The following is a 23,066-nucleotide window of genomic DNA, read 5'->3' on the forward strand; positions in this document are numbered from 1 at the left end:
GGACCACCTTAAATCGGGGCTTGTCCTCACCTCAGCTAGTTTTTTATTTTTTTGCGTTATTGTCATCCATTTTTAAAACTGCCATAAACGCCTCTTGAGGTACTTCAACGGAACCTACTTGTTTCATCCGCTTTTTACCTTCTTTTTGTTTTTCTAATAGTTTACGTTTACGGGAGATATCGCCGCCATAACATTTTGCTAATACGTTTTTACGCATCGCTTTAATTGTGGAACGAGCAACAATTTTTTGACCAATTGCAGCCTGGATGGGAACCTCAAACTGTTGCCTTGGAATGAGTTCTTTCAATTTCTCAACAATTACTTTTCCACGGTCATATGCAAAATCTTTATGAACAATAAAGCTTAATGCATCCACTTTTTCCGCATTTAACAATATATCCATTTTTACAAGACTGGATGGTTTATATCCAATCAGTTCATAATCGAAGGATGCGTAGCCTCTTGTGCTTGATTTTAACTGATCAAAGAAATCGTAAACAATTTCGGCCAATGGAATTTCATAGACAATACTGACCCGGTTTTCACCTTGGTATTGCATATCAATGAAAATTCCCCTCTTGAACTGACAAAGCTCCATAATCGCACCGACATAATCATTTGGAGCCATCATTGTCGCTTTCACGTAGGGCTCTTCCACACGGTCAATTTTTTGCGGGTCAGGCAGGTTTGATGGATTATCAACTTTCACCTCAGAACCGTCAGTCATATGAACATGATAAATTACACTTGGAGCGGTAGTGATTAAATCAATCTTGAATTCCCGTTCAATCCTCTCCTGGATGATTTCCATGTGGAGCAGTCCTAGGAATCCACAACGAAAACCAAAGCCAAGGGCTTGTGAGGTTTCAGGTTCAAATTGGAGAGCGGAATCATTTAATTGCAGCTTTTCAAGTGCTTCACGTAGATCATTGAATCGGGCTGTATCGATTGGATAAAGACCGCAATATACCATTGGATTTAGCTTTCGGTAACCAGGAAGCGGCTCGACAGCTCCATTCTTTGCGTTTGTAATCGTATCCCCGACACGAGTATCACCGACATTTTTAATCGAGGCTGTTAAAAAGCCAACATCACCAACAGTTAATTCTTCCAGCATCGTTGCTTTCGGTGAAAACACACCCACTTCATTTACTTCAAACTCTTTTCCGGTTGCCATCATTTTGATTTTATCGCCAACTTTAACCGTACCATCCACAACACGAATATAAGCAACAACGCCGCGATAGGCATCATATAAGGAATCAAAAATCAAGGCCTTTAATGGGGCGTCTGGATCTCCCGTTGGGGCCGGCACCGCTTTTACCACTTGTTCAAGGATTTCTTCTATCCCTATTCCAGCCTTTGCAGATGCTAACACCGCTTCCGAAGCATCTAGTCCGATGACCTCTTCAATTTCATTGCGAACCCGTTCCGGCTCAGCACTAGGCAAATCAATTTTATTGATAACTGGTAAAATTTCAAGGTCGTTATCGAGTGCAAGGTAAACGTTCGCTAGTGTCTGTGCTTCAATTCCTTGTGCTGCATCGACAACTAAGACAGCCCCTTCACAGGCAGCAAGACTCCTTGATACCTCATAGGTAAAATCGACGTGTCCCGGTGTATCAATTAAATGGAAAATATATTCTTCGCCATCTTTTGCTTTATATTTTAACTGGACAGCATTTAACTTTATGGTAATCCCACGTTCTCTTTCTAGATCCATTGAATCCAAAAGCTGATCCTTCATCTCACGGGATGTTAAAGCATTGGTTTTTTCTAATATACGGTCAGCTAATGTTGATTTCCCATGGTCGATATGGGCAATAATCGAAAAATTTCTAATTTTTGCTTGGCGTTTCAGTCTGTCTTCTCTATTCATGGTAGTTCACTCCTACTATTCTCGCACATATACACTATTTTTGATTATATCAGCAGAGAAAGACGGAAATCAATGCTTTTAGAATAAAATAACGGCACCAAAGGCGCCGCAAATTCATATTAATCTGCAATGAGATGGATAATTTTTTCCGATGCGCCTGATATTCCGTCAGACATTTTCTTCCCCATCGAAGAGAAGAAATTAAATGCACTTATTTCCTCTAGCTTTTTCTTTTTCGCCTCGAGATCATGACTGGAAACATCATTCCCAAGGATAGAGGCACTAATATTATTGTTCGTTTCATGGATAGAGACAGCATGTTGAAAATTTGGGTCTTCATACCCCTTCAACTTATGAATCCCATTACCCGCCAACTGCATGCCGGTTAAAACGGAGATAAGCATGAGTGCTGCAACAAACACACTTTTTACCATAAACATTTTCATTTGAAGTGCTCCCCTGCCGCTATTGTTTATCAGTGGATTGATTTTCATCTTGATTCACTTTTTCTGCTTGCCAGTAATATTCACTAAACACATCTGCAAGGGCATCTGCCGAACGGTTTAATTCTTCAAAGGTATTATCAACACCGCCAAATTCAATTAAAATGGCCTTATCAGATAGGTTTTGATTATAGACACTATTTGATCCAGGTTCATTTTTCACAAAAACTCCTCTACTCAAACCCTTATATTTTTTTTCTAAAAGAACATGGAGGTCCCTTGCTAACTCTTCATTTTTTTCATGATTTGGATTTCTACCACCAATAATAAATGCAAGCTTGGCATATGACTTTCCATTAATTGTAGTGGTCGTATGGTCTTTTCGCTGTGAATCCCTATGGATATCTATTAAATATTGCAGATCTCGGTTTGACGCTATAGCCTCTTGTACTAATGACCCTGATTCTTGATATGATCTTGGGTATTTTAAACCTTTTTTTATTAGGTTGGCCTGGACATCTGTTTTATCAATAAATGTTCCAATTCCTCTATCTTCGAGGCTTGTTTTAAGTTGATCGCCAATCTTGGTGACGTTTATTTGTGAGTGTGAGGCCGAGTTTGGATCTGTGACACCTTTCAGATATGGTAAAAAGGATTCCCTATTATGGGTAAAATAAACATAGACAACCTTACGATCACCCGTTGTTTGTCCCGGGGGAAGTGTTGGACTCTCATTAGTCGGTTGATCTAATCCTTCTAAATTTTGAAGCGCTGCCTCACGCTCAGCCTTCATGATATCAATTGGAGGTGATGACTCAATCGGCATATTCGTATAATTCGTCCCTTCACCTGCAACTAGAATTTTTCCATCAAATTGAAAGAACCCGGGAAGTTCTCTTCCAAGAAGGCTGCGAGGATCATCAAGATTGATATTGTTTGATAATTTAAACACCAAACTGGTTAGTTTTGGAGCCGAGGCCCAATTATTTTCCGCTTTTAAAAAATGATGATTTTCCCAGCCCATTAATTGATAGAGCAATTCTCCATTTACGTTTGTTGCCGCTTGATTTACGGAGGCAGACATAATTCTATATTGCGGCTTTAACGAGGTTAAGAGCCCGCTAATAGAAAAGACCAAGATCAAAAATAATGATAGTGCAGCAAAGATTTTTAGTAAGCTTGTCCCTTGAACAATTAAAAACGTGCCTGATGTTCTAGCCTTCTTCATAGTTCCACCTCGCATGAACGATTCTAGTAAATCTTATGTAATTACTAGAATTGGTAGAACCAAAAAATTGGTCGAATGAAAAAGGAGCCTCTGCTTTATCAAGTAGGCTCCAGTAACGATTCATTTTGTATAGTAGCCGGCATTTCCTTGGTCGACTGCACTATGAAGTGAAGCATTTAACCCATTGGCAATTAAGTTGGCCATATCTTCAATAAACACATCTACTTCTTTAGGTGTTACCATTAGGTTATGCCCAATTGGCGAAAGTACCTCGTAAATTAATTTTCTTTTTTCATCCTCTGGCAGCGTACCAATCATTCCCAGAAACGTCTTCCGGTGCTTTTCTTCAGGCAGATCCTCTTCCGTTAGTTTTCTTTTTTCCCCAAAGCTCATTCCAGCTGGGGCAAGCGCTCTAGAGGGACGATTCCCTTCCCTCAATTCCTTTCCAAAATGCTTCAGGATGAAATCAATGGTATCACTAGTAATCGAAACGGCATCAACGACCGTTGGAACTCCAATCGCAATAACAGGGATGCCTAAGGTCTCTTTACTTAGTTCTTTTCTTTTATTACCAACGCCTGACCCAGGATGAATTCCAGTATCGGAAATTTGAATGGTCGAATTAACCCTTTCAATTGATCTTGATGCCAACGCATCAATGGCGATAACAAAATCAGGTTTTGTCTTTTCAACAATACCGAAAATGATATCGCTTGTCTCAATCCCCGTCAGCCCCATCACACCTGGCGACATGGCACTAACGGAACGGTAACCTTCTTCGACATTTTCAGGTTGAAGCTGGTAAAGATGCCGGGTAATCAATAAATTTTCACAGACCATAGGACCTAGTGCATCGGGGGTAACATTCCAATTCCCAAGACCGACAACAAGACAGGAATCTGTTTTCTTGATACCTGATCCTTCCAAGAAATAAGCGAATTCTCGGGCAAAAATCTCCTCTACCTTTTGCTGAACCTCGGTATTTTGCTGCCTGATGCCTTGAACCTCCATCGTTAAATACCGTCCAGCTTTTTTACCAAGGTGCTCTTCGCCTTGTTTCGTTACCTCAACCAATGAAATTTTTATATCGTCAACATCTTTTTCTTTGATAATGACGCCTTCAATTTGCGAAAGGTTTTCCTCTTGCCCCACTGATTTCCCGGCAATCACCATTTCCCTTGCTTCAATAGCCAAATCAGTTCGAACGGAGTACTGACTTAAGTCAATCGACTCTTCCATTTTCATTCACTCCTAACGCTATAAATAGAAACTATTTCCTATTTTTGCCCTATACACTATAAAACATGCAGGTTAATTGTTTATCGGTTTTATTTGTGTATTGCAAAATAGGCTCCTGTTTGATAAAATACTTCTTGTTCTGAATTATTATGGATGAATGTACAGTCGAGTTCATATAGTCTCGATTCTTTGTAGGAGGTGAATGGAATGCCTAACATTAAATCTGCTATTAAGCGTGTAAAAACAACTGAAGCTAAAAATGCTCAAAATACAACTGCTAAATCTGCAATGCGTACAGCTGTTAAGAAAGTAGAAGCTGCTGTTACTCTTAACGACGCTACTGCTGCTAAAGAAGCATTAGTTACTGCTGCTAGTAAATTAGACAAGGCTGCTGCAAAAGGTCTTATCCACAAAAATGCTGCTGCTCGTAAAAAATCACGTCTAATGAAGAAATCAAACGCTCTTTAATAAGCACAAAAAAACGATTCCCACTAGAGGAATCGTTTTTTTTATTTTTTTAACCTAAACAATAACATCTCGATTAATAATGATTTATTCATCCCGCCCGTTTTCATTTGGAAGTCTGCTTCGGCAATAAGGTTCATTAAGTTTGATAATTCTTCGTCGGTAAACTTACCAGCTTGTCCAAGTGCAAGTTTTACTCTGAAAGGATGCGTCTTCAAATAACTGGCAATTTGCTGCTGCCCATACCCTCTTCTTGAAAGCTCCTTTACTTGATAAATCAACCTAAATTGACCGGCCAGCAACGCCAAAATTTTGATTGGTTCTTCATTTTGTTTTAACAAATCATAATAAATGCGTAACGCCTCATCGAGCCGGCGCTGTACTACTTTTTCAATCAAGGTAAAAATATTTTGTTCAAGTGACCTAGCCACAAGCCTGTCGACCAAATGCACATCAACACGCTTTTCCTCAGCGGCATATAAAGATAATTTGTCAACTTCGCCAGCAAGCATAAACATATTTGTGCCCACAAGCGTAAGCAAATGCTCAATCGCATTTGCCTCAAATTCAATACCGCTGCCCTTAATTCGTTCTTTTACCCAATTTTTCAATTCATGTTCATTTAATTTTTTGGCCTCAACTAATTCTGCATTTCTTTTTAGTTCCTTGGTTATTTTTTTTCGTTCATCTAATTTTTCATAAGGGGCCGAAATAACTAGCACCGTATATGGAGCAGGCTCCTTCAGATAAGCCTCAAATTTCACTAAATTATGATCCACCTTCGCCTTTGATTTCTCCGCAGTTAAAAAGGTGGGATTATGTAAAAAAACAACCTTACGTTCCCCTAAAAAAGGAAAGGTCTCGGCATCTTCTAATGCCACATCAATGGGTGTTTCATCTAAATCATATGCAGAAAAGTTAAAGTCCCTTTCTTCCTCGTCTAAAATATGGTTAAGCAGTAATTGTTTTGTTTCATTTATTAAAAATGCCTCTATTCCATATATTAAATATAAAGGAGAAATTTCGTTTTGTTTAATTTTCCGCCAAATATCTACTACCATTTTGTCCATCTCCCTCATATCTTATCGTAATGAAGCTTGGACAATTTGACAAGTACTTAATGAGAATTAGCACTTATCTAATAAGTGCCAATTCCCGATCTATAATGAACGCCTGCAATATATGCCCCTATGGTCATGTATTGTCTGGCGGAGTTCCTTTTGTAATCATAGTGTAGCCTTTGCCGAGTCATACTATTTTGACAACTCTTGTCAATATAGGAAGCAAGAAAAGGAAAGCTGGATTTTTTCAAACAAATGGCTTATACTATAGGATGAAATAGGAGGGGTGCACTATGAACGAATTTGAAAAAAATCCGCAATATACGCGTAACGATGCGATTGATTCTGGAATTGGATTTGGGGTTTCCTTCGGTGTTTTCGCTTTAATGTTTATTATTGCAACTGTTGTTAAGCTAATTGGTTCATAATGAATAGCTACATATGGTAACGAAGAGCTGCAATGAAGTGCAGTTCTTTTTTATTAGAATACATTATACTATGGCAGATAGGTTGAAAAGGTTCCTTTCCCATGATAAAAACGGTAGGTAATCGCCCCTTGCTGATCAGTACGAAAAATAATGCTATTTGTTTCTTTTAAAAGATCTAATACTTCTTGATGTGGGTGACCAAAACGATTATTTTCACCAGCAGAAATGAGCGCTACTTTCGGTTTAATATGCTTGATAAAAATCTCACTGCTCGATGTCTTACTTCCATGATGACCTGCTTTTAGAACATCTATTGTCAAATGAGGATATTTTTTTATTATTTTCTCCTCCCCTTCCTGATCAAGATCCCCGCCAAAAAACCATCTGACTCCCCCTAAACGGGCAACGAAAGCAATCGATCCGCTATTCCTTTCGCCGGTAAAGTTTTTTTCAGGAGAAAGGACGAAGAATTCGCTTTTATTTTCTTTCCATTGATCACCCACTGAAACTTTAAAGACCGGAATTCCTTGTTTCCTTGCCTCCTTGATGATAGCCAGCTCTGTGGTAGACGGTTCAGTCATAGATGGCATTAGAATTTGCTTCACCTTAAGCTCAGTTAAAATGGATAGGGCTCCGCCAATGTGATCCATATCCCCATGTGTAAGGATTAATTTGTCAATTTGTGTAATTCCTTTTCCTTTTAAATAAGGAAGTACCACATCCCGTCCCACCTCAAATGGTTTGGAACGCTTCCTCCACTTTTCTTCAGCAAAGCTTATTGTACCACCAGTATCGATTAAATAGTTACCCTTTCCATGTGGGAGATGGATCAAAATACTATCTCCCTGACCAACATCAATCATGGTCACTTCTCCATAAGGATTTACCCAGTTCCAAAAAGGTTGAACAGTAAATAGGATGGCAGCTAGTAAAAATAGCTTTTTCGAATATACACCTGCTTCCCAATTGTAAAAAACAGCAAATATAAGGAAAAGGTAAATCATGAGAATAATTAGGTGAGGTTTTCCAGGTATGAAATGGGCGAGGTGGAAATCTGCTAGAATCCCAATCAAATAATTGAATAGGTGAATGATTTTTAAAAAAAGGCCAATAAGAATTTGCGGCGTATGTCTGAACAGAAGTTGAAAGAAAAACAGCACATATAGTCCCGGTAGATAGACAAAAGAAAAAAGCGGGATATACAGCAGATTTGCTAAAATACCAATCATTGATATTTCGAAGTAATGGTAGAGCAATAATGGCAATGCAGCAAGTTGTGCTGTTACTGATGTAATCAGCATTCGTACCCCGTTTCCCTGGTAACCAGTTAGGATATGCGGGGCTGACAGAATCATTGCATAGCTAACGGAAAAGGAAAGCTGAAAACCAACATCAAATATCACCAATGGAGTAATAAATAAACAGACGATTAATGCCAAACTAATTGCATCAAGTGGTAAAAGCTTTAGACGGCGTTTCCATTTAATCGTAATCAAGACTAGGAAAATCATTAGTGCAGCCCTGATAACGGATGAAGAGCCCCCAGTTAGGATGACATAAACGGGCAGCAAAACTAAAAGAAAATTGGTCATGAATTGTCTGGTAAGCCCACAACGAATCCCCATATAAAAAACCATTCCGATAAGCAGGGAAACATGCAGGCCAGAAATAGCTAATAAATGAACAATCCCTGTTTTTTGGTAATCCCCCAGTAATTCAGGATCAAGCATATTCCTGTCGCCAAAAATTAATGCTGCAGATAATGAGGCTATTTCCGGTGGAAAATGCTCTTCAAGGAAACGGACCCCGGAAAAACGAAGTTGTTTAATTAACATGATTGGGGATGATTTCAATGGGGAACACGATTGAAGTGGATTTTCATTCATCTCTAAAATCCAATAAATTTCTTTTGAAGCCAGATAAGAACGGTAATTAAATCCATTTGGATTTTTGGCTATGGCTGGTTTTTCCATGGTGCCTGACACCTTGCAAACGCAACGAAAAAAACTTTTATTCTTCAAAAACTCTTTTTCCTTTTCAGATTTCATTTGGTAACGGATGAGAAGTTTTTCCTGGAATTGTTTTTCTACTGCCTGCACTTGTAGGAGATCACCATCAATTTTTGGATCTTGGGTGTATTCAATAATGAGCTTGGTATCCGATTCCGTGATGATCGATTTATGATCGATTTCAGTCCATTCCCCCGCCAGGAAAAGAGCAGTAAAAAGGAGGATAACAGTTAACAGTTGACCACCGCGGAATCGTTTATATTTTGTTAATAAATAAAGATAAATAATTGTTAATAGGAGAAAAGGAAGAAACATAACAAGAGCGGTTAGAACGCCTAATAAAGCTGAAAGGGCAAAATAAAGATATTTTCCATTCATTGTTTTTTCTCCATTATGTGTTTTTATAAAGGTACCCAATTTTTCAAGAGCAATCTGTATACGTTCGTTTACCAACAAAAACTCATTTAATATAATGAACGACTTCAATATCCTTTAAAAAATACTCATTCCATTTATTAGGATAGGCATTTTTAAATACAATCTTACTAATGCCCGCTTGTGCTAAAGTCTTAGAACATTTTTCACATGGTTCATGCGTTACGTAAGCAGTTGCCCCCTTTATTAGATCACGGTCAGAGTGTAAAACTGAATTTTCCTCAGCGTGCACAGTGCGAATACATCTGCCATCCGGTGTAAGTAAACATCCAACATCTTCACAATGGTCATGTCTATGGATAGATCCATTATAACCAGTTGAAATAATATGGTTATCCTTGACTAACACACATCCTACATGTAACCTGGGGCAGGTCGAACGAGTCGCAACAGCTTCTGCAATTCCAATAAAATATTCATCCCAATCTTTACGAGACACTCAGTTTCCCTCCCAAAAAATTTCTATATAGTAAGTTTACTGGTCTTTGTCCTTTTCGGTCAAATGAAAGGATCAATGAACCACTATTAGATCTTTTAACTTTTCAAACGTCTTATCCCCGATACCGCTTATATTTTTTAAATCCTCGACTTCTTTAAAGGAACCGCTGGTATTCCGATATTCAATGATCGCGGTAGCCTTTGCCGGTCCAATACCGGGAAGGTTTTGTAACTCCTGCTCATCCGCTTTATTAATATTAATTTTCCCTTTGCCTTGACTAGCAGCGCTTGATGCTAGTCTATCTTCCCCGGATGAGCCTGTTGTTGCGGCTTCTCCTTCCTCCCCCATGGCTGGAATGTAAATCACCATTTCATCCTGCACATGTTCGGCAAAATTCACCTGAGCTTGATCAGCCTGTTCTGTTAACCCCCCCGCCCTGCCAATCACATCGATTACCCTCTCTCCAATATTTGACTGGTATACTCCAGGTAGTTTTACCTGCCCCTTTACATCGACCATGATTTTTTCTGGCAGTTTAGCAGCTTCATTTGTTTTTGTACGATCGACAGGTTCCTTTTCCTCTGTTTGGAGATTATTTTCTTCAACAATAGAATTCATCGGAACGGGCTCCACATTATCCTGAGCATAAAAATAATAAAGACTTCCACCAACAATAAAAATAACGGCAATCACAGCTAGTTTATGTTCAATCAGCCAGTCTTTCAAGAGAATCCATCCTTTCAAAGGTATATTTTACTTCCATTTTTCATATGGTTATAAAAGAATATTGCATGCGAAGGAGGGTCGGAACATGAATATAGGTATCGTCGGAACCGGAAATATGGGGACCATTATGGTAGAGGCTTTGATTGACGGAAGAGCCATTTCCCCTTCTTCAATGATCATTACAAACAGAACAAAATCAAAAGCCTTGCTGCTTAAAGATAAATATAAGGAAATTAGGGTTGGGGCGAATGCAGAAGAGGTAGCGTCTCAATCCGATTTGTTATTTATTTGTGTGAAACCACTTGACATATTTACTATGCTGGAGAGGATCAATCCATATTTAAGCCCTGAAAAATGCATTATTTCAATAACGAGTCCCGTCAGTACAAGCCAGATTGAAAAAAAGGTATCTTGTTCAACGGTCCGGGTGATCCCAAGTATCACCAACCGTGCATTATCCGGGGTGTCATTACTAACATATGGAGATAACTGTAGTGATCATTGGAGGAAAAAAGTTGAGAAATTAATTTCGAAGCTATCTGTGCCAGTTTGTATCGATGAAAACATAACCAGGGTTGCCTCTGATATCGTAAGCTGTGGACCTGCGTTTTTCAGCTATCTGCTTCAGCGTTTCATTCAAGCAGCTGTAAAAGAGACGGAAATTGACAAGGAGACCGCCACCATATTTGCTAGTGAAATGATTGTCGGCCTTGGTGAACTATTAAAACAGGGCCACTATACTTTACCATCTTTACAGGAAAAAGTTTGTGTGAAGGGCGGTATAACGGGTGAGGGAATAAAAGTCCTTGATAACGAGCTAGGGGATACGTTTGAACACCTTTTTCAAGCAACACATGCAAAGTTCAAAGAAGATTTGGATAAAGTGGAGATTCAATTCTCTAATCTTAATTCGCTTTAATTTGACAAAATCCTTCTAAAAAAGCCATCTTTTTTAAAAAAAAGATGGCTTTTTCTACTTTTTCTTAGCAACAAAAAAGATTCGCTCAGAATGTGCAAGCGGCGAACTATGTTCGAAGTCAGCAGCGACCTCCAGTACTTTAAAGCCGGCAGATTCCAACCAATTTGAATATTGCTCTATAGGATATGTTCGTTGAAAATGAACTTCATCAAAGCGGTCATATTTCTTTGTCTGTTCATCCAAAACGAAAAAGCTTAACTCGTGTTCAACACTATTCGGATGATCACCGGGGAAACTGTTCCAAATATAAGATACTTCTTCCTCATTTAATGCAAAAGTTTGGTTAATGAAGCCTTGGGTCATTTTAAAGATTGAATGAACATCAAAAATGAAGATTCCATCTTCGTCCAAATGGTCCAAAACAGTTGCAAATGTAGAGGTTACCTCTTCTTCGGTTAAAAGGTAATTTAATGAATCGCAAAAAATGCCGATCACATCAAACCGTCCCTGACCATCCAAATCAGCCATATTTTGCTGAAAAAAAGGAATCCTTACTCCTTTATCTTCAGCCTTTGCTTGTGCTACAGCAAGCATATCCTCTGACAAATCAACCCCGGTTACTAAATAGCCTTCTTTAGCAAAACGAACAGAGAGCTCACCTGTACCACAGGCTAAATCCAGCAATCGCGGGGTCCCCCTATGGTTATACTTCGCGAGTATGTCCTTGACAAACTGTACCCATCCATCATACGGGGCATCCAACATTAGTTCATCATACAAATAGGCAAACTGTTCATAACTCATGTATTCAGCTCACTACGAAGGTCTACAAGCGGTGCATCGCCCCATAAGCGTTCTAAATTGTAATAGCTTCTTTCCTCACGATGGAAGACATGGGCTACAACATCACCTAAATCAATTAATACCCATCTTGCTTCATCAAAACCCTCAATCCTCTTCACATCATAACCGAATTCCTGTGCCTTTTCCTTCATTTCTTTAGCAATTGCCTGTACCTGTTTATCCGAATTACCATGACAGATAATAAAGTAATCCGCAATTGAGGAAATCCCATTCATATTAAGAGCCAGAATATCTTCAGCTCGTTTATCGTCCGCCGCTTTTACAGCAATTTTTAAAAGTTCTTGGTTCTCCATTCATCAAGCCTCCAGTTTAGTGACAAGGTCATTATACGTATAAAATGTCTCCGGGTATACCGATTGGTTTTTTTTCATTAAAAATAGGATGGTATTTTGAACAGCCTTAATTAACGCTTTATCTAAACTCTCCTTCGCCATCTCTCTCACTTCATCGACACCAGGAAAATGTCTTCCCGGTTCGATATAATCAGCTAAATAGATAACCTTTTCAAGTATAGTCATGCCGGGCCTCCCGGAAGTATGGTAGCGAATAGCATCCAAGACTTCTTGGTCGGTAATGCCTGCTTCCTTTTCCACCAGATAAGCGCCGACAGGGGCATGCCATAATTCCGAATTAAACACGAGTAAATCCTCAGGGAAACCCTGAGCAACAATAATTTCCCGCATTTCATCCTTCGGGCGAAATTTCGCATAATCATGAAAAATGGCGGCAACTTCTGCTTTTTTTTCATCTGCTCCATATTGAATGGCCAAGGTGATTGCCGTTTCCATGACCCCTAAAGTATGTTGGTACCGATGTGCTGTTAATTGTTTCTTAACCAGTTCTAAAGCCTTTTCACGTTCCATATAAATGTTTCTCCTCAATATATTCAATCACTGGGTCGGGTAATAAATAACGAACAGTTTGTCCGCACTTCATACGATCCCTAATCATACTTGATGACACATCGAATGCCGGAACATCAACATATAGAACAGGGTAATCTGTATGATGACTATAGGACGGTCTTTGAACCCCAACGAATTGAACTATATTTACAAGTTCATCAATTTTGTGCCATTTCGGTAAATATTCAATCATATCTGCTCCGATAATGAAATAAAATTGATGGTCCTTATGTTCGGTATTAATCATTTTTATAGTATCAACCGTATACGAAGGACCCTCACGTTCAAGCTCAATCGCCTGAATAGAAAAAGCGGAATTCCCTTCTATCGCAAGCTTAAGCATGTTTAGGCGCTCCTCGTCCCTGACAGATTCGGGCCTTTTTTTATGCGGCGGCTCGTGATTTGGCATAAACCAAATTTCATCGAGCTGTAATTCGGAAAGAACTTCATTAGCAATCAAAAGATGTCCGTTATGCGGCGGGTTAAAAGTTCCGCCCAATATTCCAACCTTCTTCATGCGACAGCCACCCTTTGCTCTATTATGGAAGTTTGATTGTTTTCTTTTCCACAGACTCTTTATAAAGGACAATCGTGTTTCCGATAATTTGCACGATTTCTGCACCGGCTCCTTTTGCCAATTGCTCGGCAACTTCTGTTTTATCTACCTCGCAGTTTTGCAAAACACTAATTTTAAATAGTTCTCTTGCTTCCAGTGCATCTGCGATTTGTTTAATCATATTTTCATTTACGCCGCCTTTCCCAACCTGAAAAATCGGATCTAAGTGGTGGGCCTTTGAACGTAAAAATCCTTTTTGTTTACCAGTTAACATTGGTTTCCTCCTAGTTGTTTTAACACATTGTTTCTCATTCTTCCGACATTAGGAAATATTCCAGTCCATTTTTCAAAAGCAAGGGCGCCCTGATAGACAAACATATCGACACCGGTTTGGGTCCTTGCCCCTTTTGAAGCAGCATCTCGTAAAAGCTGCGTTTCTAACGGATTATATATTATATCACAAACGACTGACTGTTTAGCTAAATTGTCCAAACTAAGTGGCTGCTCCGCTATTTTCGGGGACATACCGATCATCGTCGTTTGGACAATTAAATCATATTCCCCTATATTTTTGCTTGCTTCCTGTAAGGATAACGCCTTTGAGGGACTATCATAAGGACACTCCGCAATGAGATGCATGGCCCTTTCAAGAGTCCGGTTTGCAATGTCTATCACAAGCGGTTTCTCCTTGGCCAAGGCAAAATAAATCCCTCGAGCAGCTCCCCCAGCACCGATCAACAAAATTCTTTGATCCGATACGCTGGGGACGAAAGGGTTCAAACTTCTTAAAAATCCGGGACCATCTGTATTATAGCCTATGAGCTTTCCGCCCTCATTGACCACAGTATTGACGGCACCAATGCTTAATGCTAATTCATCAACAACATCAAGATAGGGAATAATCGCACTTTTATGTGGAATGGTTACATTAAACCCGCCGACACCAAGGGCTTTTAAGCCCTTAACAGCCTCTCCCAAATCCTCTGCCTTTACTTGAAAAGGAAGATAATGGGCATCCACTTGATAAAAGGAAAATAAATCATTTAGCATAACCGGTGACATGGAATGTCCAATCGGATCCCCCAATACAGCATACAATTTTCTCATTTGCCTCTCCCCACCCAATTTACAATCTCTATCTTATATTAAAGATTTTCGGATTAACGTTTGTACACCCTTTGGGACATAGGCTGCCACTTTTGCCCCTGGCTCGTTTACTGTGATCCAGCCAAGTCCCGAAAAGACAATATCCGTTTTCGCTTCTTTTATGAAGAATTCCTGTTTCACAAGCTCCGGAAATAACTCTATTTGTTCCGGCCCCGGTGGTGTCAGCATTTCCCCGACATGTTTCACATAAAGCTCGTCTGCATTCTCTGTTTTCGTCCGGTGGATATTTAATTCATTGGAAACATAACAAACAAAGGATCTTCTGCCGCCGCTAATATAATCAAACCGGGCTAAACCACCGAAGAACAAGGTTTGTCCCTCATTTAGCTGAAACACCATTGGTTTGATTTCCTTTTTCGGCGTGATTATTTTTAAATCCTTTTTATCAACAAAATGAGCCATTTGATGATGGTTGATAATTCCTGGTGAATCAATTAATGATTTCTCATCATCAAGTGGGATTTTTATTATATCAAGGGTTGTCCCCGGAAAATGAGAGGTGGTAATAACATCCGCTTCCCCAGTTACTTCCTTAATAATTCTATTAATAAACGTAGACTTACCTACATTCGTACAGCCGACGACATATACATCTTTCCCATTCCTCAATTCGTCTATGGCTGCTGCTGTTTCTTTCACATTGACCCCTTTAGCCGCACTGACAAGGAACACCTCTTCGGGCCTTAGCCCCAATTCCTTAGCTTCGTGTTTCATCCAATGAATTAATTTGTTATGCTTCACGGATTTTGGCAGTAAATCAACTTTGTTTCCAACAAGTAAAACCTTGTTATGTCCAACAAACCGATGTAAACCAGGAAGCCAGCTACCGTTAAAATCAAAAATATCAACAATCATGACAATTAGGGCATCTGTTCTGCCCATCTCATTTAATATTTTTAAAAAGTCATCATCCGTTAAATTGACATCCTGAACTTCATTATAGTGCTTTAGCCGAAAACATCTTTGACAAATAATCGTTTCTTTTTCTAATGCCGAGGCTGGCGCATATCCCAGGTCCTCTGGGTTTTCAGTTTGAACTTTGATGCCGCAGCCCATGCATACATATTGTTGTTCACTCACAGTTTAGTCCTCCCATTGAAGCATGCCTTTTTTGCGGAACCAATTTAATATTCTCCGTTCTGCAAAGCGATTAAATTTTGTCCAAAACCCGTCCGTTTGCGCAACGGGGACAACGAGAATGGTATGAAAACCACTGCGGTTACCGCCGAGTACATCCGTTAATAATTGATCCCCGATGACCACAGCCTCTTCCTTTTTAATGCCCATTTGCGAGATTGCTCTGTGAAATGCCGGCATCATCGGCTTTCTTGCCCGAAAAATAAACGGGATTTGCAGCGGATCGGAAAAAGCTTTCACTCTTTCTTCATTATTATTAGACACAATCGTCACAAGGATATTTTGTCTTTTTATTTCATCAAACCATTTAATCAAACTTGGAGTAGCTGTCGGACGATCCCATTCCACTAACGTATTATCCAGATCCGTAATAATCCCTTTAATCCCACGAGACTTTAACTCCGCAGGAGAAATATCCAATATGCTTTTCACATGCTCATTCGGTAAAAATTTTTTTAACACTAAGCTGACACCTCATTATAATTCTAAATAAAATTGCTTTTACACATTCAAGAATGTTGGCATTCATCTTTTCTTGTACCATCATACCCAATTTCACCCTTTGATTCAAAGGAAAACTCGTTATCTTATTGTTCTTCAATTCTTGACAATACATGATAGTCAATCACAAAACCATTAAATAAAAAATACATTTATTTCAAAAATATGACGGTTTAATAAAATGAAAAAATATTTTTCGACAAATATCTACTTTTTCGCGGTCTGTGGATAACCTTATTAACATTATACCCATTGAATCATTTACATTTCTTTACTTTATAAACAGATTAATCACAAGTTATCCACTAGAACCTGTGGAAAATCCTGGTGATTGTCCAATAGGAATAAATTTGGTAGATTTAGGGTACACCAATTGAACATACCATTTTATGAATCCAAATGATGAAATAGAACAATTATTTTTTTTACCGGAGGTGGATTCTGACATGCGGAAACTGTCAGATGAATTATTAATCGAATCTTATTACAAAGCAAGAGAATTAAATCTAAGCCCTGAATTTATTGGTCTCATTGAGTCCGAAATTCACCGACGTTCTTTATACATTAAAATTAAACGAACATCCTAACCTATTAATTCAGCCCTTTATGGGCTTTTCTTTTTATCCGAAAAGCGGAAGCGCCCTGGTCAGCGGCGTATGGCCGATTTGCTCAAAGTTCCAATTTTCTCCCCTACCTTAATTTCCTTTGGGATCTTTATTGTGGAATCAAGCTTAAATGTTTTCCTTTCGAAAAGCAGTACAACGGTAGACCCAAAGCTAAAGTATGCCATCTCCTCGCCCTTTACTAATTCGGATCCCTTATGTGTAGTTTCAATCGAATTAACAAACATGGCGCCAACCTTGACTACGGCCACATGCCCAAATTCTGTTTTAACTTCTGTTATCATCCGGTAGTTCTTAGCTAGAGTTCGGCGCCCATATTTTAACCCTAGTTTATTCACTGGGTATGATTTTTTTCCAAGTGACCATTGTTTGGTAACGTTTCCGTTCACTGGGCTGTGAATGCGGTGATAATGACTGGGACTTAAATACAGAACCATGTATGTACCATTTTGGTATTTTGCTAAAAGCTCTCGATTACTCAGCATCTCTTCAATTGAATAAGTCTTACCTTTAACGACAATTTCACTAGTCTCCTTAATCGAACCAACGTCTTCCATGACAGCATCGACAGGGCTGACAACAGTATCATGGCCTTTATCAATTTCCCTGGCATTTTTCTTCAATGTCCTTACAAATAAATCATGAAGGGTAGGATATTCTGACAAGCCTTTCTCCATTTCTTCTTGATTCAAATGATAGACCTTAGCGAAGGACGGCACGACAAAACGGCTGACACGAGAACGGGCAAACTTCTTTAAGACACCCGATGTCCACCTACCATTCGTTAACTCAATCAATAGACGATAAAACCCCTGTATCATTGGAATACCCCCAAATAGTGTAAAAATACTCTTTACGAAAAGACATAAAACGCTTAGAATTAAATATTATAGAGTAAACAAAACAAATGATTCCCCTCTCGTAAAGAAAGGAGTGGTGTGGAGAATGTTTTTATTGGACGTATTGGATCAAACAATAAAAAAGCTGAAATCCCAAACAGCTAATGTCATCACCTTAACAAATTTATCACTTGGCGGATTTGCGATTGTCTTCGGGATGCACGGAAATTTACGGCTAAGCCTGCTCCTCATTTTTATTGCTGCTTTAGCAGATCGCTTTGACGGTATGATTGCCAGAAAATTTAATATTGAATCAGAACTTGGCAAACAATTAGATTCCATGAGTGATATTATATCATTTGGTGTAGCACCTGCACTATTACTATATCAAGGAATTTTATATGAATTTGGTGGTCCGGGTTCTTTTTTTACTGTATTCTACATCGGTTGTGGCGCATTTCGATTAGCACGTTTCAATATTACAGAAAGCAATGGGTATTTTACCGGGTTACCGATTACAGCCGCGGGCTGCTTGGCAACCTTAAGCTTTTTAGCTATTCCCTATTTACCATCACAAACGTTCTTATTTATAATGATCATTCTATCCTTCCTGATGGTTAGTTCGTTTAAACTTAAAAAAGTATAAAGAAATGCAAATTTAACCTTAGCTCGCTAAGGTTATTTTTATTTTTCATCAGAAAAGCGTAAGCGTCCTGGTCAGCGGCGTATGGCCTGGAGCACTCCAACTGAGATAAAGGAAACACGAAGAGCCGGAGGCGCATTCGTGCTTGACTTATCGTAGGGCGGAGAGCGAAGGACACTAGCCGCTAGGGCGCTGGAGCTGGACAATTCTCGAAGTCGAAATTTATATTTCTTATCTTTTCAAAAAAAAATTTCGGGACAGACACAATTTTCTGTTTTCCTCATAGGAATTATTAATGGGTTTTAGTCCAAATAAAGCACGGGGGTGGATGTGGATGTCTGGAATCTTAACAGCTCTCGGTTATTTAATGAAGGAATTTTTATTTCTTGTTTCATATGTAAAAAATAATGCCTTCCCGCAGCCCCTATCTGCTGCTGATGAACGAAAGTATCTACGGTTAATGGCAGAAGGGGATCCGCATGCAAGAAATATGTTAATCGAACACAATCTAAGATTGGTTGCACATATCGTAAAAAAATTCGAAAATACCGGGGAGGATTCCGAAGATTTAATCTCAATTGGAACGATTGGTTTAATTAAAGCCATAGAGAGCTACTCAGAGGGGAAAGGCACAAAGCTTGCGACTTATGCTGCACGATGTATTGAAAATGAAATTCTGATGCATTTACGGGCGCTTAAGAAGACAAAAAAGGATGTATCTCTGCACGACCCGATTGGCCAGGATAAAGAAGGAAATGAAATTTCATTAATTGATGTCCTAAAATCTGAATCAGAGGACGTCATTGATACGATTCAACTGAACATGGAGCTTGAAAAGATCAAAAAATATATCGAAGTGCTGGATAATCGCGAAAAGGAAGTCATTATTGGTCGGTTTGGTCTTGATTTGCAAAAAGAAAAAACACAGCGTGAGATCGCGAAAGAACTGGGGATCTCTAGAAGCTATGTCTCAAGAATTGAAAAACGGGCACTGATGAAAATGTTTCATGAATTTTACCGAGCTGAAAAGGAACGAAAGAAAAAGGGATAATGATAGGAAAGTAAAAACTCGCCTACTGGGCGAGTTTTTACTTTCCATTCTCCAAAAGCCTTTTCCAATTTTGACCACCATCATTGGATTCATATAAATCATTTTTATAGGTTGTAAAGGCGATTTGGTTTTTGTCTTTTGGATTTACCGCCAAATAGGTAATGGGATTATCATAATCTAGAAACGGAAAGGTCAGGTTTTGTTGTTCTCCCGACGAAGGATTAATCGTCTTTAATAAGATTTTATCGTTTTCAACACTTGAAAATAAAATGGAATCCCCACTAAATGTTAATGCGGTTACCATAATAGGGTCTGTAATTTGTTTCATTGTATTTCCGTTATCAATTGAATAATAGATACCGGACCTAGTTGCCATCGTGAATGTATTACCGTTTTCCGGATGAACCGCCATCATCCCATATGAATCGGCGTTAAACTCCTTAAGGCCGCTCTTTTTCCACGAGTTACCATTATCAGTAGAATAGTTCACGCCTAGACTTAACTTATCATTCGGCTCCTCACTAATTACATACATGCCATTCCCAGAAAAGCTTGCCGCGGTAAAATGAAAGTTAGCATTCCCATAGAAGGCTAATTTTTCTAGCGTCTCCCCTTTATCCGTACTTTTTACTAATCCAAGGGGATCCTTTATATTCGTCCCTTTTTGGGGATGCCCACTGGCAATAAAACCTGCTTCCACTGCTTGAAATCCGATATAGTCATGGTGATTGGCTGATGTTTCATACCACAAATCATCCTTGTACATTTTTAACCCATCATTCGCTGCGACATATAAGGCATTGTCATTTCCTGGATAGCCAATCCCGCGGATATTTTTTAACTTAAATGATTTCGCCTCGATAATGTCAAATTTTGTTTTGGTGACAGTCTTGTTTTCATTCTTAGTCTGTTTTGGCTCCTCACTCTTGTTCGAGCAGCCGGCCGCGATTAATAGTACTCCCAAAAGGATGACCGTAATCATTTTTATTTTACCCTTCATTTTTACCTCCCGAAAAACTTCATCAAAATCTATGAGATACCCATTCACATATACCCTAGACACAACAAGCTTGTCAACTAATTGCCCTTTATCAAAAAATCTTTATTTGTGTCTAGTGGACATACACTTTTGCCTACACAGTAAGTAATAAGGGCTCATACGCTACTATAAAAGGGGAAAGGGGGAATCTTGATGCCATACGGATATCCATCTGCCTTCGGATACCCAGCACCCTATCCTGCTTATCCTAGTCCATATGTACGCGGCGGGATATGGTTTGCAGTCATCATTGTTCTGTTTATTCTATTATTTATCTTTGGCGCCTGGTGGTGGTATTCCTGTTATTATTAGGGGCAAGATCCGGCTTATGCGCTTAAGCATGAGCCATTTTTCTTTTGAAATGCACAAAATATAGAATTTTTAAAAAGGTAGACATATAATAAATAGGTACATATTTAAAGGGGGTACTGATAATGACTGCGACTACATATTCTGAAGTCTGGAATCTAGATATTTTTTTCAAGGGCGGAAGCGATTCCCCGGAGTTACAGGATCATCTTCTTCAAACCGAGGAACTGATCAACCAATTCGAATCAAAGGTGAATAACTGGACACCGGTTAGTTCACTTGAGGACGCCAAGTATTTGCAGAAATTACTTGCGGATTTAGAAAGCTCCGCAAAAGGGTTAATTCAGGCAGGTGCCTTTGTTGGCTGTTTACTTGCACAAAATACCGAAGATAAAAAAGCCTATTCACTTGACGCAAAAATAACACACTTAAACGCAACGTTCCAGACAGCACTGGGGTCATTAGACAATTTACTGACAACGATTGATGATGAGGCATGGAAGCAAATTGTAAGCGCCCCATCGTTAACGGAGCTCGCTTTTGTGTTAACGGAAAGTCGTGAAAAAGCGCAGGAGAAGTTGTCTAAAGAAGAGGAAGCCTTAATCAGCGCCCTTGAAGTAGATGGCTATCACAGCTGGGGTCAACTGTATGATTTAATCGTTAGCAAGATCAAAGTCTCCTATATGGAAAAAGGAGTGGAGAAACTGCTTTCTGTTGGTCAAGCCTTCAATAAATTCTCCAGCTCCGACCGCGACGTCCGTTCAGCAGTTTTTAAAAATTGGGAAAAGTCTTGGGGAGAGCAAGCAGATTTCCTAGCCAAAACATTAAACCATCTTTCCGGGTTTCGTTTGAATGTCTATAAAAAACGAGGCTGGGAAGATGTCTTAAAGGAACCGCTCAGCATTAATCGGATGAAAAAAGAAACACTGGAAACGATGTGGGCAGTTATTTCGGAAAATAAACAGAAGCTTGTACACTATTTGGATCGTAAAGCAAAGCTTCTAGGCTTGAATAAATTGAGCTGGTTTGATTTAGAAGCACCATACGGGAAAACAGAATCAAAGGTTTCTTATCAAGAAGGAGCCAAATTTATTGAAGAGAATTTTGCTCTTTTTGGCGATAAATTAGCTGCTTTTACGAAGAATGCGTTCGAGGAGCAGTGGGTTGAGGCTGAGGATCGCCCCGCCAAAGCACCCGGAGGTTTTTGTACCGATTTCCCTGAAAGTAAACAATCGCGAATTTTCATGACGTATTCCGGGACACCTTCAAATGTTTCGACACTGGCACATGAGCTTGGGCATGCCTTTCATTCTTTTACAATGAGAGATGTTCCATTCCTTAACTGTAATTATGCAATGAACGTGGCAGAAACCGCCTCCACCTTTGCGGAAATGATTGTCGCCGATGCAGCTGTAAAAAACGCAAAAAATGAAGAAGAAAAGCTCGTTCTTTTAGATGACAAAATCCAAAGAACGGTTGCCCTTTTAATGAATATTCATGCCCGTTACTTGTTTGAAACTCATCTTTATGAGGAAAGAAAACTAGGAACCGTTTCGGTAGAAAAATTAAATGAGTTGATGCTTGAGGCGCAAAAAGAAGCTTACTGTGATGCCTTAGCAGAATATCACCCATTATTCTGGGCTTCTAAGCTACATTTCTTCATTACCGGTGTTCCGTTTTATAACTTCCCTTATACCTTTGGCTACCTGTTCTCGCTCGGTATTTATGCTGAGGCACTGGAAGAAGGAAAAGGATATGAAGAAAAGTATATTGCTTTATTGCGTGACACAGCTTCAATGACAGTCGAGGAACTTGCGCAGAAACATTTGCAGGTTGATCTTACTCAGAAGGACTTCTGGGAGAAGGCCGTACACATCTGTCTTGATGATATTGACGAGTTCTTGGAGCTAACTGAGAAGCAATAAAAGGAACGAAAGAAAAGCATCGGCGATAAAAACTTAGCCGATGCTTTATTTCTATTCTACACTTACCTCTGCTGAGATTACACAGCCGATTGCCCCAGTAATAACTAAAGCTATCACCATCATGAACATAATTCTCCACCCCTTAGATAAATCATGCATTTCTATATCTTCAATTTATCATGTTTTCACCGTAACTATCTGAGGGAAAAGTGAACAATTTGTTAACAAAGCACATT

At 39.2% G+C, this 23,066-nt stretch carries 26 protein-coding genes; 8 read left to right on the forward strand and 18 right to left on the reverse strand.

Going from position 1 to position 23,066, the window contains the following annotated elements; translation table 11 throughout:
• Positions 1 to 43: 43 nt before the first annotated feature.
• The 4 genes from lepA to gpr form a co-directional block, all read right to left on the reverse strand.
• Complete coding sequence (gene lepA, locus RCG19_RS02710; protein WP_166238626.1) at positions 44 to 1,879, reverse strand: translation elongation factor 4; 1,836 nt, start codon at positions 1,877 to 1,879, stop codon at positions 44 to 46.
• A gap of 119 nt (positions 1,880 to 1,998) precedes the next feature.
• A complete protein-coding gene (locus tag RCG19_RS02715) occupies positions 1,999 to 2,325 on the reverse strand; it encodes a DUF3679 domain-containing protein (RefSeq protein WP_308109581.1) in 327 nt (108 codons plus the stop codon).
• A 19-nt stretch (positions 2,326 to 2,344) separates the two neighbouring features.
• Positions 2,345 to 3,550, reverse strand: a complete 1,206-nt coding sequence (gene spoIIP, locus RCG19_RS02720; protein WP_308109582.1) for a stage II sporulation protein P — start codon at positions 3,548 to 3,550, stop codon at positions 2,345 to 2,347.
• 120 nt (positions 3,551 to 3,670) lie between these two features.
• On the reverse strand, positions 3,671 to 4,789 hold the full coding sequence (gene gpr / locus RCG19_RS02725) for a GPR endopeptidase (protein ID WP_166238632.1): 1,119 nt from the start codon (positions 4,787 to 4,789) through the stop codon (positions 3,671 to 3,673).
• Between the two features lie 207 nt (positions 4,790 to 4,996).
• On the opposite strand from gpr, the gene rpsT reads away from it, so the two are divergent.
• Positions 4,997 to 5,257 (forward strand): 30S ribosomal protein S20, encoded by a 261-nt coding sequence (rpsT, locus tag RCG19_RS02730; protein ID WP_166238634.1) that lies wholly within the window; start codon positions 4,997 to 4,999, stop codon positions 5,255 to 5,257.
• A gap of 41 nt (positions 5,258 to 5,298) precedes the next feature.
• On the opposite strand, the gene holA is transcribed toward rpsT, so the two are convergent.
• Positions 5,299 to 6,315 (reverse strand): DNA polymerase III subunit delta, encoded by a 1,017-nt coding sequence (gene holA, locus RCG19_RS02735; RefSeq protein ID WP_308109583.1) that lies wholly within the window; start codon positions 6,313 to 6,315, stop codon positions 5,299 to 5,301.
• 293 nt (positions 6,316 to 6,608) lie between these two features.
• On the opposite strand from holA, the gene RCG19_RS02740 reads away from it, so the two are divergent.
• Positions 6,609 to 6,743 (forward strand): YqzM family protein, encoded by a 135-nt coding sequence (locus RCG19_RS02740; RefSeq protein WP_166238638.1) that lies wholly within the window; start codon positions 6,609 to 6,611, stop codon positions 6,741 to 6,743.
• Between the two features lie 68 nt (positions 6,744 to 6,811).
• Here the strand turns inward: RCG19_RS02740 and RCG19_RS02745 are convergent, their stop codons facing one another.
• From RCG19_RS02745 to RCG19_RS02755, 3 genes are all read right to left on the reverse strand, one after another.
• Positions 6,812 to 9,130 carry a DNA internalization-related competence protein ComEC/Rec2 gene (locus tag RCG19_RS02745; protein WP_308109584.1) on the reverse strand — a complete coding sequence of 773 codons (2,319 nt, stop codon included), beginning with the start codon at positions 9,128 to 9,130 and terminating at the stop codon, positions 6,812 to 6,814.
• 82 nt (positions 9,131 to 9,212) lie between these two features.
• Positions 9,213 to 9,626: a deoxycytidylate deaminase gene (locus tag RCG19_RS02750; protein ID WP_166238642.1), complete on the reverse strand. Its 414-nt coding sequence runs from the start codon at positions 9,624 to 9,626 to the stop codon at positions 9,213 to 9,215.
• A gap of 72 nt (positions 9,627 to 9,698) precedes the next feature.
• The gene (locus RCG19_RS02755; protein WP_308109585.1) at positions 9,699 to 10,352 is read right to left on the reverse strand and encodes a helix-hairpin-helix domain-containing protein; all 654 of its coding nucleotides are present in this window, start codon (positions 10,350 to 10,352) and stop codon (positions 9,699 to 9,701) included.
• A gap of 85 nt (positions 10,353 to 10,437) precedes the next feature.
• On the opposite strand from RCG19_RS02755, the gene comER reads away from it, so the two are divergent.
• Positions 10,438 to 11,271 (forward strand): late competence protein ComER, encoded by an 834-nt coding sequence (comER, locus tag RCG19_RS02760; protein ID WP_308109586.1) that lies wholly within the window; start codon positions 10,438 to 10,440, stop codon positions 11,269 to 11,271.
• A gap of 54 nt (positions 11,272 to 11,325) precedes the next feature.
• Here the strand turns inward: comER and RCG19_RS02765 are convergent, their stop codons facing one another.
• From RCG19_RS02765 to RCG19_RS02800, 8 genes are read right to left on the reverse strand one after another with little or no spacing between them, the layout of a single operon-like run.
• On the reverse strand, positions 11,326 to 12,075 hold the full coding sequence (locus RCG19_RS02765; RefSeq protein ID WP_308109587.1) for a class I SAM-dependent DNA methyltransferase: 750 nt from the start codon (positions 12,073 to 12,075) through the stop codon (positions 11,326 to 11,328).
• Complete coding sequence (gene rsfS / locus RCG19_RS02770) at positions 12,072 to 12,428, reverse strand: ribosome silencing factor (protein WP_166238648.1); 357 nt, start codon at positions 12,426 to 12,428, stop codon at positions 12,072 to 12,074. The genes RCG19_RS02765 and rsfS overlap by 4 nt, the downstream gene beginning before the upstream one ends.
• 3 nt (positions 12,429 to 12,431) lie before the next feature.
• Positions 12,432 to 12,998, reverse strand: coding sequence for a bis(5'-nucleosyl)-tetraphosphatase (symmetrical) YqeK (yqeK, locus tag RCG19_RS02775; protein ID WP_308109588.1), 567 nt, complete (start codon positions 12,996 to 12,998; stop codon positions 12,432 to 12,434).
• A complete protein-coding gene (locus RCG19_RS02780; protein WP_308109589.1) occupies positions 12,988 to 13,557 on the reverse strand; it encodes a nicotinate-nucleotide adenylyltransferase in 570 nt (189 codons plus the stop codon). The genes yqeK and RCG19_RS02780 overlap by 11 nt, the downstream gene beginning before the upstream one ends.
• Positions 13,558 to 13,579: 22 nt before the next feature.
• On the reverse strand, positions 13,580 to 13,870 hold the full coding sequence (gene yhbY / locus RCG19_RS02785; RefSeq protein ID WP_166238654.1) for a ribosome assembly RNA-binding protein YhbY: 291 nt from the start codon (positions 13,868 to 13,870) through the stop codon (positions 13,580 to 13,582).
• The gene (aroE, locus tag RCG19_RS02790; RefSeq protein ID WP_166238656.1) at positions 13,864 to 14,703 is read right to left on the reverse strand and encodes a shikimate dehydrogenase; all 840 of its coding nucleotides are present in this window, start codon (positions 14,701 to 14,703) and stop codon (positions 13,864 to 13,866) included. Before aroE ends, yhbY begins: the two co-directional genes overlap by 7 nt.
• Before the next feature lie 33 nt (positions 14,704 to 14,736).
• Positions 14,737 to 15,843 (reverse strand): ribosome biogenesis GTPase YqeH, encoded by a 1,107-nt coding sequence (yqeH, locus tag RCG19_RS02795; protein ID WP_308109590.1) that lies wholly within the window; start codon positions 15,841 to 15,843, stop codon positions 14,737 to 14,739.
• Positions 15,844 to 15,846: 3 nt separating this feature from the next.
• Positions 15,847 to 16,362 carry a YqeG family HAD IIIA-type phosphatase gene (locus RCG19_RS02800; RefSeq protein WP_308109591.1) on the reverse strand — a complete coding sequence of 172 codons (516 nt, stop codon included), beginning with the start codon at positions 16,360 to 16,362 and terminating at the stop codon, positions 15,847 to 15,849.
• A gap of 485 nt (positions 16,363 to 16,847) precedes the next feature.
• On the opposite strand from RCG19_RS02800, the gene RCG19_RS02805 reads away from it, so the two are divergent.
• Positions 16,848 to 16,988 carry a sporulation histidine kinase inhibitor Sda gene (locus RCG19_RS02805; RefSeq protein ID WP_166238662.1) on the forward strand — a complete coding sequence of 47 codons (141 nt, stop codon included), beginning with the start codon at positions 16,848 to 16,850 and terminating at the stop codon, positions 16,986 to 16,988.
• Between the two features lie 59 nt (positions 16,989 to 17,047).
• Here the strand turns inward: RCG19_RS02805 and RCG19_RS02810 are convergent, their stop codons facing one another.
• The gene (locus RCG19_RS02810) at positions 17,048 to 17,845 is read right to left on the reverse strand and encodes a phosphatidylserine decarboxylase (protein WP_308109592.1); all 798 of its coding nucleotides are present in this window, start codon (positions 17,843 to 17,845) and stop codon (positions 17,048 to 17,050) included.
• Between the two features lie 124 nt (positions 17,846 to 17,969).
• On the opposite strand from RCG19_RS02810, the gene pssA reads away from it, so the two are divergent.
• Positions 17,970 to 18,509: a CDP-diacylglycerol--serine O-phosphatidyltransferase gene (pssA, locus tag RCG19_RS02815; protein WP_166238666.1), complete on the forward strand. Its 540-nt coding sequence runs from the start codon at positions 17,970 to 17,972 to the stop codon at positions 18,507 to 18,509.
• A gap of 331 nt (positions 18,510 to 18,840) precedes the next feature.
• Entirely contained in the window at positions 18,841 to 19,557 is a 717-nt protein-coding gene (sigK, locus tag RCG19_RS02820) for an RNA polymerase sporulation sigma factor SigK (RefSeq protein WP_166238668.1), read from the forward strand.
• Positions 19,558 to 19,594: 37 nt separating this feature from the next.
• Here sigK and RCG19_RS02825 read toward each other — a convergent pair whose 3' ends face one another.
• Positions 19,595 to 20,557 carry a F510_1955 family glycosylhydrolase gene (locus RCG19_RS02825; RefSeq protein ID WP_308109593.1) on the reverse strand — a complete coding sequence of 321 codons (963 nt, stop codon included), beginning with the start codon at positions 20,555 to 20,557 and terminating at the stop codon, positions 19,595 to 19,597.
• A 192-nt stretch (positions 20,558 to 20,749) separates the two neighbouring features.
• Between RCG19_RS02825 and RCG19_RS02830 the strand changes: the two genes are divergently transcribed.
• Together RCG19_RS02830 and RCG19_RS02835 are read left to right on the forward strand one after the other, a co-directional pair.
• On the forward strand, positions 20,750 to 20,908 hold the full coding sequence (locus RCG19_RS02830; protein WP_166238672.1) for a hypothetical protein: 159 nt from the start codon (positions 20,750 to 20,752) through the stop codon (positions 20,906 to 20,908).
• Between the two features lie 122 nt (positions 20,909 to 21,030).
• Positions 21,031 to 22,830: a M3 family oligoendopeptidase gene (locus RCG19_RS02835; protein WP_308109594.1), complete on the forward strand. Its 1,800-nt coding sequence runs from the start codon at positions 21,031 to 21,033 to the stop codon at positions 22,828 to 22,830.
• The last annotated feature ends 236 nt before the right edge of the window (positions 22,831 to 23,066 follow it).

It is taken from the genome of Neobacillus sp. OS1-2 (assembly GCF_030915505.1).
GTDB lineage: Bacteria > Bacillota > Bacilli > Bacillales > Cytobacillaceae > Neobacillus.